16 protein-coding genes and 5 pseudogenes are annotated in these 12,246 nt (G+C 67.7%); 13 read left to right on the top strand and 8 right to left on the bottom strand.

Annotated features, from left to right (window positions below):
- The first annotated feature begins 760 nt into the window (after nucleotides 1–760).
- The 4 genes and pseudogenes from AC0666_RS32800 (at nucleotide 761) to AC0666_RS32785 (ending at nucleotide 2,018) form a co-directional block, all read left to right on the top strand.
- Entirely contained in the window at nucleotides 761–910 is a 150-nt protein-coding gene (locus AC0666_RS32800; RefSeq protein ID WP_468974210.1) for a hypothetical protein, read from the top strand.
- Between the two features lie 24 nt (nucleotides 911–934).
- On the top strand, nucleotides 935–1,339 hold the full coding sequence (locus tag AC0666_RS32795; protein ID WP_478708984.1) for a hypothetical protein: 405 nt from the start codon (nucleotides 935–937) through the stop codon (nucleotides 1,337–1,339).
- Nucleotides 1,340–1,482: 143 nt separating this feature from the next.
- Nucleotides 1,483–1,607 (top strand): annotated as a pseudogene (locus AC0666_RS32790) (ATP-binding protein); the annotation flags it as partial.
- A gap of 30 nt (nucleotides 1,608–1,637) precedes the next feature.
- A complete protein-coding gene (locus AC0666_RS32785) occupies nucleotides 1,638–2,018 on the top strand; it encodes an Imm1 family immunity protein (protein WP_478708983.1) in 381 nt (126 codons plus the stop codon).
- A 132-nt stretch (nucleotides 2,019–2,150) separates the two neighbouring features.
- Here AC0666_RS32785 and AC0666_RS32780 read toward each other — a convergent pair whose 3' ends face one another.
- The gene (locus AC0666_RS32780; RefSeq protein WP_478708982.1) at nucleotides 2,151–2,555 is read right to left on the bottom strand and encodes a hypothetical protein; all 405 of its coding nucleotides are present in this window, start codon (nucleotides 2,553–2,555) and stop codon (nucleotides 2,151–2,153) included.
- 351 nt (nucleotides 2,556–2,906) lie between these two features.
- Here AC0666_RS32780 and AC0666_RS32775 point away from each other — a divergent pair, with 351 nt between their 5' ends.
- Nucleotides 2,907–3,125: a hypothetical protein gene (locus AC0666_RS32775; protein ID WP_478708981.1), complete on the top strand. Its 219-nt coding sequence runs from the start codon at nucleotides 2,907–2,909 to the stop codon at nucleotides 3,123–3,125.
- Nucleotides 3,126–3,149: 24 nt separating this feature from the next.
- On the opposite strand, the pseudogene AC0666_RS32770 reads toward AC0666_RS32775, so the two are convergent.
- Nucleotides 3,150–3,467, bottom strand: a pseudogene (locus AC0666_RS32770) (transposase); the annotation flags it as partial.
- A gap of 274 nt (nucleotides 3,468–3,741) precedes the next feature.
- Here AC0666_RS32770 and AC0666_RS32765 point away from each other — a divergent pair.
- From AC0666_RS32765 to AC0666_RS32755, 3 genes and pseudogenes are all read left to right on the top strand, one after another.
- The gene (locus tag AC0666_RS32765; RefSeq protein ID WP_478708980.1) at nucleotides 3,742–4,050 is read left to right on the top strand and encodes a hypothetical protein; all 309 of its coding nucleotides are present in this window, start codon (nucleotides 3,742–3,744) and stop codon (nucleotides 4,048–4,050) included.
- A 98-nt stretch (nucleotides 4,051–4,148) separates the two neighbouring features.
- Nucleotides 4,149–4,299, top strand: a pseudogene (locus AC0666_RS32760) (helix-turn-helix domain-containing protein); the annotation flags it as partial.
- A 574-nt stretch (nucleotides 4,300–4,873) separates the two neighbouring features.
- Entirely contained in the window at nucleotides 4,874–5,095 is a 222-nt protein-coding gene (locus tag AC0666_RS32755) for a hypothetical protein (RefSeq protein ID WP_478708979.1), read from the top strand.
- Nucleotides 5,096–5,168: 73 nt separating this feature from the next.
- Here the strand turns inward: AC0666_RS32755 and AC0666_RS32750 are convergent, their stop codons facing one another.
- Together AC0666_RS32750 and AC0666_RS32745 are read right to left on the bottom strand one after the other, a co-directional pair.
- The gene (locus AC0666_RS32750; protein ID WP_478708978.1) at nucleotides 5,169–5,621 is read right to left on the bottom strand and encodes a hypothetical protein; all 453 of its coding nucleotides are present in this window, start codon (nucleotides 5,619–5,621) and stop codon (nucleotides 5,169–5,171) included.
- A gap of 191 nt (nucleotides 5,622–5,812) precedes the next feature.
- Nucleotides 5,813–6,049: pseudogene (locus tag AC0666_RS32745) on the bottom strand (LexA family protein); the annotation flags it as partial.
- Nucleotides 6,050–6,298: 249 nt separating this feature from the next.
- Between AC0666_RS32745 and AC0666_RS32740 the strand changes: the two are divergent.
- From AC0666_RS32740 to AC0666_RS32730, 3 genes are read left to right on the top strand one after another with little or no spacing between them, the layout of a single operon-like run.
- Nucleotides 6,299–6,979 carry a hypothetical protein gene (locus AC0666_RS32740; protein ID WP_478708977.1) on the top strand — a complete coding sequence of 227 codons (681 nt, stop codon included), beginning with the start codon at nucleotides 6,299–6,301 and terminating at the stop codon, nucleotides 6,977–6,979.
- Nucleotides 6,976–7,632 (top strand): Fic family protein, encoded by a 657-nt coding sequence (locus AC0666_RS32735; protein ID WP_478708976.1) that lies wholly within the window; start codon nucleotides 6,976–6,978, stop codon nucleotides 7,630–7,632. Before AC0666_RS32740 ends, AC0666_RS32735 begins: the two co-directional genes overlap by 4 nt.
- Nucleotides 7,629–8,033, top strand: coding sequence for a DUF5958 family protein (locus tag AC0666_RS32730; RefSeq protein ID WP_478708975.1), 405 nt, complete (start codon nucleotides 7,629–7,631; stop codon nucleotides 8,031–8,033). Before AC0666_RS32735 ends, AC0666_RS32730 begins: the two co-directional genes overlap by 4 nt.
- A gap of 200 nt (nucleotides 8,034–8,233) precedes the next feature.
- Here the strand turns inward: AC0666_RS32730 and AC0666_RS32725 are convergent, their stop codons facing one another.
- Complete coding sequence (locus AC0666_RS32725) at nucleotides 8,234–8,632, bottom strand: hypothetical protein (protein ID WP_478708974.1); 399 nt, start codon at nucleotides 8,630–8,632, stop codon at nucleotides 8,234–8,236.
- Nucleotides 8,593–10,407, bottom strand: coding sequence for an ATP-dependent nuclease (locus AC0666_RS32720; RefSeq protein ID WP_478708973.1), 1,815 nt, complete (start codon nucleotides 10,405–10,407; stop codon nucleotides 8,593–8,595). Before AC0666_RS32720 ends, AC0666_RS32725 begins: the two co-directional genes overlap by 40 nt.
- 170 nt (nucleotides 10,408–10,577) lie before the next feature.
- Here AC0666_RS32720 and AC0666_RS32715 point away from each other — a divergent pair, with 170 nt between their 5' ends.
- On the top strand, nucleotides 10,578–10,841 hold the full coding sequence (locus AC0666_RS32715) for a hypothetical protein (RefSeq protein ID WP_478708972.1): 264 nt from the start codon (nucleotides 10,578–10,580) through the stop codon (nucleotides 10,839–10,841).
- Nucleotides 10,838–11,203, top strand: a complete 366-nt coding sequence (locus tag AC0666_RS32710; RefSeq protein WP_478708971.1) for a hypothetical protein — start codon at nucleotides 10,838–10,840, stop codon at nucleotides 11,201–11,203. The genes AC0666_RS32715 and AC0666_RS32710 overlap by 4 nt, the downstream gene beginning before the upstream one ends.
- Before the next feature lie 87 nt (nucleotides 11,204–11,290).
- On the opposite strand, the gene AC0666_RS32705 is transcribed toward AC0666_RS32710, so the two are convergent.
- Together AC0666_RS32705 and AC0666_RS32700 are read right to left on the bottom strand one after the other, a co-directional pair.
- Nucleotides 11,291–11,506, bottom strand: coding sequence for a hypothetical protein (locus tag AC0666_RS32705; protein ID WP_478709004.1), 216 nt, complete (start codon nucleotides 11,504–11,506; stop codon nucleotides 11,291–11,293).
- A pseudogene (locus AC0666_RS32700) lies at nucleotides 11,499–12,083 on the bottom strand (nucleotidyl transferase AbiEii/AbiGii toxin family protein); the annotation flags it as partial. The pseudogene AC0666_RS32700 and the gene AC0666_RS32705, both read right to left, overlap by 8 nt.
- Between the last annotated feature and the right edge of the window lie 163 nt (nucleotides 12,084–12,246).

The raw sequence follows: 12,246 nt of genomic DNA, 5'->3' as shown, positions 1-12,246 counted from the left end.
TCCAGCAGCCCGGTGGCCGCGGCCAGGGCCTCATCAGGGCCGGGAGCAGGCGGCAAGGTCGAGCGTGAAGGCCATCGCTCCTCCTCTCGGTAGACCGGGCCGACGCAGCCCGGGTGCTTGCGAAGTACCGGTGCTGTGGCGGGTGGACCTGAGCGTACTGCGGCCGCTTGCCGGACGCCGCGTCCTCTACCCACGAGACAAACGAGCCCCAGCCCCACCCGGGGCGATGGGCATCGGATCTGTGTACGGTCCCCGGGCCGCGGCAGGCCCGCCCCTGCCCGCAACGGCGCAGGCATCGAGGGCTGTTCCGGAAAACTGGAACGGCCGGCGCCCCCTGCAGGTCCGGAAGTGGCCCCGCCCGGCGGCGGGTACTGGCGGCCGGGGAGTCCGGCGCCGTCATCGAGGACGACGGGGACCGGCACCCCGGGCGCGACGGCCGCACGGCGACACCCACCCCCGTACCGCGACAAGCTCCACCCGCACATCCACGCTCAGCTGCGCCTTTATGCATCGGCCTTCGAGAGCCGGGCTCGTCGCTGGACGGCAGCCGCGCGGGCCCGTCGGCTGTCGTGTTCGGACACACCGTGGTCGGCCGAGAGACTGGCCAGCAGGAGAACTGCACAACCGGCTCATCCACACGTCTCTCGATTCAGCCACTGAGCCTCGTCCACGACCAGCGTACGCGGCTGCGCAGTCAGCGAGTCCAGCGGCAGGCGGCGACCGGGAAGGCCACAACTATGCTGATCACCTCTCGGACCTCGTGAACAACGAGTACGGCCGCCAGATGGGCGAGAAGATCGCCGCAGCCAACCCCGGGGCCTCGGAGTCCCAGCTCAGGGACGCGATCACCAGGCAGGCAAAGAACTACATGACAGGCGGGAACTATGCCCGACCCAGTGACTTCGAGTAACCCGCTCCAGAAGGGAAATGTGGGATGAGGAGTGGCGTCCGTTTCCTGATCGGCTCACTGGTGGCCGTCCTACCGATGGCGGTGTCCTGCACCGTGCAGACGGACGAGGACAGGGCGCGGCATGTCGTCGGGTCCTGGAAGTCGCCGACCCTGGGCACGATCCAGTTCCTCAAGGACGGTGCGCTCGGAGAGGTGAGCCTGCCTCCCAGCGTGTGTCACAAGGGATCGTGGTCAGCCGACACGAAGTTCACCGGTACCTGGCGACCCTGGCATCTGGACTCCGTCGGGCCGGCTACGGAGGTCACGTTGACGGCCGCAGCCGGTGGCCCGACGTGCGACCTGTTCTTCCTGTACTCCACGGATCAAGGTCAGGCAGAGCTGGATCTGGCCTATGCCCCGGAGGGTAGCGAGCCCTTCGTCCGGCAGTAGACCAGCAGACCGGTCATCGCGGAGAACCTGAGCCTCCGCACGAGGGGTCGTGCTCATCCCACCGAGGATGAGCACGACCCCTCTTCGCACCCTGGCGCCGGTGGCCGCACGCGGTTCCCCGGCGCCCCGGCCGATGGCGGACCCCACTCTCCGCCGAGTCACTCCTGGACCGGCTGATCAACACCAGCCACCAGGTCATCATGAACGGCCCCAGCTACCGCCGAACAAGCGCCCCAAGCATCCGACGGACAAGCCGCCGACCAGCTAGGACGACCGTCTCAGACTGTGTGAGAGGGTCATGCGCATGGTCGAGTCCTGGGTCTTCACTGACAGCGCCGTGCCCGCTTCGGCCGCCACGGCGCTGGACGTGCTTCAAGAACGGATCGCAGCCGGGCACCTCGAGACCTGGCTGACCGGCTCGCGCGGCCGTTCCCTGGCCGTCATCAGCAACACCGACCGCGCAATGGTCATGCTCCTCGATGACGAGGCCGATCCCGGCAAGCACGCCCTCAGCCCCGGCGCCAGCAGCTCGAGCAGCGGCTTCGTCCTGGCGAACGGACAGCACGACGAGTATCCCGACGAGGACACCGTCCCTCTGGCAGAAGCGATGCGGATCGTCAGTCACATCCTCACAACAGGTGCCCCACCCACAGACGCTCCTTGGGCGATCGACCGCTGACGAGGCCAGCACCTGGGGAATTACGTGAAGTTAGCCCTGGGGAAATGAGTGACCGTCCACACAACCAGCTACCGGCTGAAGAACCGCCTCAAGGCCATCGAGCGCGAGACGGAAGTCGCCTGATCCAAAGTCTCAGGCCTGCCCCAGTTCCTCGCCCGGCGGGATGAAGGCATCGGCGCTGTCGGCATCGTCAACATGCCCGTGAGCGTCCATCGTGATGGCTGTTGCCCGGCCCTGCGAGGTGATCAGCCACGCGAGCACCTGTTCAGTCAGAGGGGTCTTCCCGGGGCCCTCGTCCCTCCAGTGCGCCCGCCACCCGCCTCCAGGCACTGCGGCTACGACCTGGTCGGCCTTCTCAAGGTGGGAGAAGTCCTCGTAGTCCGTGACGGGGCGCATGGCGCCTCGCTTGGGATCGACGACAAGGGCCGTTCCGGTCGCCGGGTCCCACGCTTCCACCCGCACCATGCGGCCGATCTCAGTCTCGGTGCCATTGAAGATGGCGGTCCAGCCGGTCTGATTGAAGTAACGAAGATCCACCGACCCATCATCTCGCACCGCAGTTACTGCGAATTGATGACTGCTCGCTCTGCACGTTCATCCGTACCTACCTCTGCACATAGGTGAGTACGCCGACACGCTTCCCGTCGGCCGTCCTGCGATCGTGAGGACGTGCCGGCCGTGCCGGTCACGAAGTGGTCGGCCGGGTCGATCCGGATCACGAGCCGCAGGCTCACCGCCGACGAGATCTCGGGCCGCCTGAGGATCGCCGCGGACCAGTAGTTCCAGCGAGACAGCCTCATGAGTCCCCGCAATCCGACCAGTGCTCGACGGGAGACCAGCGTCTGGCTCAAGCGAAGCGGACTGCCTGATGACACCCTCACGGACCATGTGCGTGCACTGGTCGCACTCGTCGACGGGCACCGCGAGGAGCTGGCGAGCCTGTCGACCGACTGTGACCTGGAGCTGCATCTCGGCTTCGGCAGCGAGAACGGTCAGCGAGGCTGTGTCCTGCCCGCTTGCCTGCTCTCCGAGGCCGGTGCACTCGGGTTGGACATCGTGCTCGACCTCTACCCACCCGAACCAGCGGCGGCCGTCGTTTCCCCGTGAAGACGGGAAGGCCGTCTCGGATGGTTAAGCCAGGGCGAGCCCGGTTCCGGTGAGGCACCCGTTAACGAGCTCCGGGCGGTACTGGATCTTCTTGAGCCGGCGCTTCACGGCTCGGGTGATCTGGCTGAGGTCGGCCGCGGCGAGGTTGCCGATGTCGCGCTTGACCAGCGACCAGACACCCTCCTGCGGGTTGAGGTCCGGGGCGTACGTGGGCAGCTGGAACACGGTGAGTCACTCTGCGTTCGCGGGGATGAACTCCCGCATGCCGGCCGTCAGATGGAGGCGGACGTTGTCCCAGACCAGCACGATCGGGCCGCCGACCTGGATGCGGGCACGGACGATCCGCGCAGCTCGGCGGCGGGCGCAGCGACCACCCGGCCCACCATCCGACGCCCGCCGCGCCGACGTCCCCCTCCACCTCTTCCGGCGGGCTCGCCCGGCCACGAGGCCGACGCGCCTCGGGCGGAGTTCGCCGCGGCACGCCGCGGTTCGAGATCCGGGTAACTGCATCATCCTGGGACAATGCTCGGCACGCCGCCGCCGAGGCTGTCAGGGCCCGGGGCCCGCGAGCCGGGACAGCTGGTGCAGGACCGTTCCCAGAGGAAGAGAGTCGAAGTTGGCTGCCATCGACGACCTCGTTGACGAGGCGCTGAAGCTGATTTTCGAGATGCGGTTCCGTATCTCCTACGAGGCGGAGCTCCTCATTGAAAATGGAGACGACCAGGAGAGGCGACGGGAGAAGGTGGCCGCCGCGGGTGCAGCGCTGAGCGATCTGGCCGACGAGTTCACCGGTCTCGGCAAGGAGTTTCACGCAGCAGGCTCGGATGAGGTGCGGCGGACCGAGGTGATGGACAGAGCAACGCAGGCACGTGCCCGGCTGCCCCAGCGCCTGAGTGATGTCAAAGCTGTCGCCCTCGCCGCCTGAGTCGGCCCGACCGTCCGCCACGGGAGGTCGTGGCTGTCCGGATCGGCCCGTGACGAACGCTGAGGAAAGACCGTGACCGCCTCGTACGAGACCATCGATACAGCGTCTCGGGTGCCACGAGGCTGATGCACCGGCTCGGCTTCAGCCCACAGGTCCCCGCGCGGCGCGTCGCCGAGCGCGACGAGCAGGCCGTCACCGCATGGAAGGAGGCGACCTGGGCGGAGGTAAACGGGCCCGGGCGGCTTGCGGATCCGAATGTCCGCCAGGGTGGGGAGAAAGGAGGATCTGGGGATGATCAAGTGGGACTGCTTCCCGGCCGAGGTGACCGCAGCCCTCGTCGCATACGTCATCATCTGCGTGATCGTGTGCATCTTCCCCGCGCTGCGACGACTGACTGTGTGCTCTTCTGCTTACCAGGGCCGAGATCCACAGCAGCCGCCGTCGCGCCGCTCAGTAACTGGGCAAGGGAGACACTGGGCGAGCCGAGCTCGCCACGACACGGAGAGCGTATCGCGGAGGAGGCGGTATAGCTCGGGGCGGTACGGCTACGGCCTACCGCCCCTTTCCTTGATCCCCTTCCGGCGGCCGACGCGCCACTGTACGCGGGTCACCGTCGCTGCCGCCGCCGGGACCCGCCGTACTGCTGGGGAGGCCACAAGGCGTTGATCCGCTCATGGAAGAGATGCTCGACGTACTGCTCGACGGAGTCACCGACCGCGCCTGAAGCTGCTCAGCGGGGACTGAAGCCCTGGACGACGCCTTCGACCATCTCTGTCGAGTGTGCGCTGCGGCCCCACTTCCGGGGGAAGAGGACGTGGGCGCGGTGCGTGAGGTTCTTCGCCAGTCGAGCCTCCAGGCCATGGGGTACCTCCTGTGGGTGTGTGTTCGCTGCACCGGCTGCCAGAACAAGCGGCCCACCGGCACCGACTGGCAGGCCCGGATGGACACCATCACCGCCATGCAGCCCGACATCACGAAGTGGTTCAACCGGGAGGTCTGGACGGCCGCCCTCAACGACACCGGCTACGGCGTCACCCGCCGCTGACCCCGGCCATGCTCATCCAGCGGCCGCGGAGCAGGGGCCGCTCCGAGGGCCCGGCGGTCGCGCCGTTCCGAAATCAGCCCCGCGACCGGTTCGGACGGTGGGGGCGGCGACGGCCAGGTGAAGGGTCGGGAGCAGCTTCCGGTGAGGAGAACCCGCCGGGTACCGCGGTGCGCGGCGCCGGCTGCTCCACGGAAGGGGCCACCGGGGTGGGGACGGCCGGCTTGGCCGTGGCCAGGATGGTGATGTGCGGGATGCTGCGGGCGCAGGTCTGGCAGACCTCGGCCAGGGTCCAGACCTGTCCGACGGCCGGGTTGTGGACGAGGACCAGCAGGCTGCTGCCGGAGCAGCGGACGCGGGATTCGTGGAGGGCGCAGTGGGCGCTGCCGCAGCTGCAGGCCGCGTTGGGGCGGGCGCCAGCGAGGCGGGCGTGGGCCTTGATGTGCTCGGCGGCGAAGCGGCGCATGCTCGCGGCGTCCTTCGAGCGGGGCGGCATGCGGCACGCGGCGGTGCTGCAGGTGACGGACACGGTGTGATCGGGGTGGCCGGTGAGGCGGACTGTCCAGGTCCGTCCCGGCACGCGCGCTCCGGGCATCAGGGTCAAGTCGGGATCCCGTCGTTGGGCTGGTACGTGCCGGCGTTGCGCCGGGCTCGTGCAGGGGGACGCCGTGCCGGGGGGGACGTCCCCCTGGGCGGCGCGGGGCGTTCTGGATCAGGCGCGCGCAGGACGGCGACTACCTTGCCGAGGATAACGGCGTCGTCGCCGGGGATCGGCTGATGGGCCGCGTTGTGCGGCACGAGCCAGACCCTGCCGTTCTCGCGGCGCAGGCGCTTGACGGTGGCTTCGCCGTCCAGCATGGCGGCGACGATATCGCCGTGGTCCGCACTGTCGGCCTTCCTGACGGTGACGATGTCGCCGTCGCAGATGGCAGCGTCGATCATGCTGTCGCCGACCACCGGAAACCGACGAGTTCGCTGAATCTCGGAGGGCTCTGCCTGGGAACTTGTGGCGATACTGCCTCTACGGCGTGGAGCCTGACGTGGGTTCGCTCGCTACGCATGGGCCTGTTCACGAGTTGGTCTGAACTGGGTGAATCGCCAGCTTTGAAGATCACTTCCTGTTCGATTGAAGATCGTTTCTCAGTGGTGTGACACCTCCGCTCCGTATTGCGTTGGAGTTCGTACTGGTGAGCACGGCAGAGTGGCATGGTGAGCGAACTGTGGGCACGCACCCTGACCTGGGCAGAAGTCGATCCGTCGCGACACCCGTTCGAGCTGGATGAGGATGCGGCGGAGGCATTGGCCGATCTTGTCGCACCCTTGCTGCCCAGCCCTGCGGCAGTCGAAGAGCACTGGTGGCGCTCGCTGGACCCCGTCACCGAGTTTTTGGTGAGCCGGTACGGCCGGTGGGCCTGCGGTTGGAACTGGTCGGTGGGTGAGGGCGACACCGACGGCGGGGTCGTCGACGTGTGGTGCTGCGCCCGCCACTCCGTGACGACGGCGGACACGACAGCGCCGATGGCCGTCGCAGCCCTGGTTGAGTGGCGTGACTGGATCGAGGATTTGGCGGAGCGCTTCTCCGCCTTGGCGCCGCCATCGCACTCAGCGATGTCCCCGTCCTCTGTGGATCCCTGGTACTGGGAGCGCGCGTGCACGCGGCTGGTGACCGTGGTGGCCGACAGGACGCGGGCCGAGAGCGGCTGGTACGGGCACTGCAAGCAGGTCCTCGGATGGTTCCTCGCCTTCAACGGCATCGACGACGAACGAGCCCAGAAGATCGTGGAAAGCGCAGTCGGCGGCCGATTCGGCAGCTGGATCGCACCGGACGTCGTAGTGGTCGACACGGTGAGTTCGCGGTTCGCCCGGACCGTGGACGGAATCCGATGACGTCCGGCCCGGGCCACGATAGGGATGCGCTCGCCGACTGGCTGCGCATTCGCCCACAGATCTCTTGGCCGTGCTGGAGTGGCGCTCGCCCCGGCTCGGGAGCACCGGCATACGACGGCTTCCGGGACTTCTTCACCACTACACGCGGCAGCCGCGACGCCGAAGGGACCAGGCAGATCCTCACCGCCCTCGACCTGGCCCTCGCCGACGCGGCACAGGGCAGACGGCTGAGCTTCGACCTCCTGGAGAACTGGCAGCGGACAGTCCTGCACCAACCTTCCGCCCCTTTCCGCACAGTGCCGGCCTTCGCGAAGGACGGGCGGGAACGCTATGGCCTGCCACCCAACACTCCGGCGTGGTTCGAGAGCTGTTTGTCCGAGAGCACTCAACCGGACCTGCCCCTCCCCTCGCGTGCCGCCCGGACCTACCTCGACGTCCTGTTCTTCCATCCGTTCGAAGACGGCAACGCCCGCGCGGCCATGCTGGCACTGGCCTTCGTCCTTGCCCGCGAAGGCGCCCCACTCGACCAGGTACACCCACTGCAAGCCACCCGCTGGGCCGACGACGCCGACGGCGCAGCCGATCTTGCGGTGCTGCTCGGGATCCTGGTCACCGCGGCGGAGCGCCGCCTGTCCAGCGGAAGGCAGTCATGACCGAACGAGACGTCATTCTCAACGAACTCGCCCAGGGGCTGCGCCCGATGTCACAGGGCATCGAATGGTTCGACGGTCTCGGCCCGGAGGAGCAGTCCGAGACGTTGCTGTTTCTCCGCCATCACTGCGTCCAGGCTCGCGCCGTCATCGAGGATGGACCGGAGAGCATCCGCCGTGCCGGACTGCGCCTCACACATACGCCTGCCGTTCTGATCACACGCGGCAGGATCGACCAGCAGCTGGGGAAGATCGCCAGCCTTGCCCCTCTCGACGAGCGCCGCAAGGCGTTCCGGCTGCTGATCGCGGTACTCGCGATCTCCGATGCACGGCGCCGCGAGCGCTACTGCTCCGACGGATGCGGTCACTGGTGGCACAGGCTGTCCGCCGTGAATCCCACCTGACCGATCAGACCGGGCGGGCCTCACGGGGCGATGGGGTCATTCCTCTTGTCCGGGTGCGCCGACAGGACGTAACGGGTGGCGGAGAGGTTGGACAGGCCAAAGAGCTCCATCCGAGACCGCCGAGCGGAAGTTCCGCGGGTTCATCGGCCGCTACGGCAGCCGGGCGGACGTACGGATCGAGCAGCTCCGTGAGCAGGGTGTCACTGACTTGCATCGCTGCCCTGACCGCTGGTGTGTGACGCCGCTTGTCCGGGGAGCAGCGAGGTCCCACGGGCCGCGAAGCTGATGCGTTCCATGGCCAGGAAGAGGTAGGAGGCGGTGCCCAGGCGGCGCAGGACCTGCTCGTCCAGAGGGACATCGTCCGCGATCTTCGCTTCGGACCGGATGCGGGCGTCCAGGTCGACCTGGGCGATGTGGGACGCGAGGCGCTGTGCGAAGCGGCCCTTGCCGAGTTCGCCGATCCGCTTGAGCATCTTCTTCCGTACGTCGAGGTCGATTGTCGCGTTGAGCTCGTTGTCGACCCCGCGGCTTACCTCTTCTACTGCGGCCTCCTTGCTGTTCAGCTCCTTGAAGGCCTGGATGATCTCCTTGCCGAACATGGAGCACAGGTCGTCTCCAGGGTCTGGGCGCCCACGTAGATGCCGAGTTCCTGGAGCTCGGAGGCGAGGGGATCGCGGGTCGTTCGGTAGTCGGCTGCACCGGTTTCCGGCAGACGGGCAATCTGGTCCAGTAGTGCCTTCCCACGGGCCGCATCCATGTGGAGTTTCGCGCCTCGCTTGAGGCCTGCTTCCCGCACACCGCGCTTGTCGCGGGCGGCGTCTCCGTCGGTGATGACCACGTGGGGGGTGTCAAGGCCGTTCGGCCCGAGGAGCGCCCGATAGGGCTTGAAGTCAGTGCCGTGGACGCTGGCCACCACGGTGCCGTAGGCGTCAAGGTCGAACCCGGCGGCTTCGGCCAGGGCGGGGAGGATGTACAGCTCGGCCAGTCCTTCGACCAGCACCACGGCGGAGGCGAAGAGGACCTCGGCGCGGCTGACGTCGAGGTAGCGCTCCAGGTCCTCGGCTTCCTCGCTGGTGACGGGGAGGGCGGCCGTGACGGCTCCGGTCGTGCCGTCCTCCGCGGCGCGCAGCACGATGAAGGAGCGGACCGGGGCAACGGCGGCGATGTGCGGGCTGTGAGTGGTGAGGATGAGCGACGGCCCGGTGCGCAGCAAATACCGGAAGAGGTGCCGCTGGAGGGTGACGTGGAGGTGGGCCTCGGGCTCTTCCACGGCGACGAGAGTGGCGACGAATTCCTCGTCCAATCGCTGCTGGCTGAGGGCTTCCAGCAGCAGGCCGAGGTAGATGACGTTGGCGCTGCCGAGGCTGGTGTCGGAGATGCTCCTGCGGCGAGCCGTGTCGAAGAACAGGCGCACGGCGCGGATCAGTTCGTCCGGCTTCGAGGAGGCGAAGCCGAGGGTTGGTTGAACGGTCAGGCGCGGCCCGAACATGGCCTGCAGCCGGTCGGTGAGGTGTTCCTCCAGCTTGCCGACGTTGCCGTCCTTGGTGAGCTGGTCAACGGCGGTGGCGATCGCGGAGGCGGTGGCTTCCAGGTTCTCCGGGTCCAGCGGGAGCCGTTCGAGGAGGTCCCGCATGGGACTGCGTCGCCAGTTGTTCAGGTCTGACTCGGCGTCGCGCAAGGCCGGCAGTACACGCAGGGCTACCTCGCGGCGGATGGCGCGAACATCGTTGGTCTCGCGGTCGCCGGCGAAGACGACGACGTCGTAGTCCTTCGCAGTCAGCGGCCGGCCGGTGGGCTGTACCTGGGAGCCGTCGCCGGTTGCCACCTCCGTTCGAGGGGCGAACCGGTAGGTCAGCCGGGCTACGTAGGGGTCGGAATCCACCGCGGCGCTGGACAGGATGCTCTTGGCGTCAGCGTCGTCGTCGAAGCCACTCAGCTCGACCACGATGGTCACTTCGGCTCCGCCGGCGAGGCCTGTGGGGTGTCCTTCCCAGATGTCCTCTTCGCGCAACATACGCCGCGCGTCGGAGATGGACGGGTCGAGGACCAGGCGGATCGCTTCCAGCAGGTTCGACTTGCCAACGCCGTTCTCACCGACGATCACGGCATGAGCGGGGAAGTCGTCGATGACCAAGTGCCGGAAGTTGCGGAAGTTGCGTATCTCGATCCGCGAAATGTGCAGGCCCATTCGTCCCCTTGCCGATCTGGCGCGATGTGGTGATTCATCATTCCAGTGCGGTCCCACATGGGTGGTTTCCCGCTGTCCGATGGCCTTCCAGATCGCCCGGTAGATGATCTTCGCCGGGTATCGGCCATGCCTTTGGCCGGAGGTGCCCGGTAAGCCGCGGTTCACCGGGTGTGAGGCGATCCCCACGCCCGTGGTGGAGACGGTTCCGGGCGTCGGTTCTTCCCGGCTCCGGATGCTGACAGTGCACGGCCAGATCCGCCGCTGACCTGCCCTTTCCTGGCGATGTGCACGTGATGTGCGCACCAACGCATCCGAATGCTAGTCGGCGGTATCAGCATCTAGCTATGGTGGTCGGTATGGGAAAGCAGACGAACATCCGGCTGGACGAAGAGGTCAAAGCAGCCGCCGAGGAGCGAGCCAAGCGCCGCGGCTTGAGCTTGCAGGGGTACGTGGCCGACCTGATCCAGGCCGATGTGAACGAGTCGCGCGCCGCCTTCATGGCCGGCGCCGCATCGTTCCTGGCCGCGTACACGGACGAGTTCGAGGCGGAGCTCGGTGAGGACCGGTACCCCAGGCTTCCGCAAGGGCTCGAGGAGCGCGCCCCGAGGGACGCCGCGTGAATCTCCGCATCGATCTCGCCTGGATCTTGGCAGTGGCCCAGCAGATTCCGGGCGATCCCCTGGTCGTGGACTACGGCGTCCCGGTCGCGGCGGAAGCGCGTCACCGGGCGGAAGTCCTGGACCACGAGGTCTACCCCGAACCTCATCACAAGGCGGCAGCACTGCTGTGCGAGCTGGCGAGGAACCCCAGCCTGGAGGTGAGGAACCTCCTCTTCGCGGCCACGGTGACCGCGGCCTACCTGTCGGCGTGCGGGCTTCCGGTAAGTCCTGGCCTGGACAGCGTCCTGCCCTTGGCCCGCGCCGCCCGGGACGGGCTCCCGGTGCGTGAGGTCGCCGCGCAGATCAAGACCTGGACGAGCTGATCGGCAGGGCCGTAGGCGGGCGTCGACCGGCCAGCGACACCTGGTCATAGACCGGAGTGCCTGCGCCGTTCGACGCACCGGGCCCGGTCACACGCCCCGGGGCTCGTGGCTCGTCCGGGATCTGCCGACGAAGTTGGTAACCAGCGCGCGGATCCGGGAGCGGAGCTCGGACCACTCCTCGGTGGACCGGTGATCCGCCTCCATCTGGTCCATCACCTTCTCGAAGGACAGCAAGGCCACGCGGCCGCGGCGACGGCCCAGCGCAGTCCGGGCCTCCTGCAAGGAGAGCTCCCGTGTCGTCAAGGCCGTAGGCGGCGAACTCCTCGTCGTCGTACCAGTCCGAGCCGGTGAGACGGTCATGGAGGTCATCGAACCGGAACTCGTCACGGCCGTGCCGCCGGCCGAGATGATCCAGCTCGGCGGTCGTACGCAGCCGAGAGGCCGCGTGGACGTCGATGAGGTCCCGGACGGCACCGCGGTCGGCCAGGGCGCGCACCTTGGTACCGATGACGTCGTCGAGGGCGAGGACAGGACCGTACTCGGTATCGGTGGGCGCGCTCCAGAGGTTCTCTTTGAGGATGTCTACTTCGCACTCGGCGCCGTCGGCGGGGTCGGCGACCATCAGGCGGGCCGAGAGGGGGTCGACGGCGATGACGGCGACCTGCCATCCGCGTTTGGTGAGCTCGTGGGCCAGATCGGTGGCGATGTCGGCCATGGGGGCGGGGTTCTCTGTGGCGACATCGAGGTCCTGGCTGAGGCGGTCGACCAGGCCGTGGGCCTGGACGGCGTAGCCGCCGGTGATCACGAGGGGGTACGGGGAGCCGATGGTGATCACGTCGGCCAGGAGCTGGCGGTGGAGGGCGCTGAGCTTGACGTTTATGGTCCGGCATCGAACACGGCTCGTACTTGATCGGCTTTTTCGCAGTTCAGCGGACGTGAAGGCGGCCCTCGGCTGATCCTGTGCTCCGTCACAGAGGCATGGGTTCAGCACGAAGGCCGTGGTCGTGAGTTTGGTACGTCAGAGTGTCCTGCGGGAAGCGTTC

It is taken from the genome of Streptomyces sp. NPDC043680, assembly GCF_056436685.1.
Note: the sequence above shows the minus strand (reverse complement) of the source record. Positions and strands in the feature narration are given on the sequence as shown.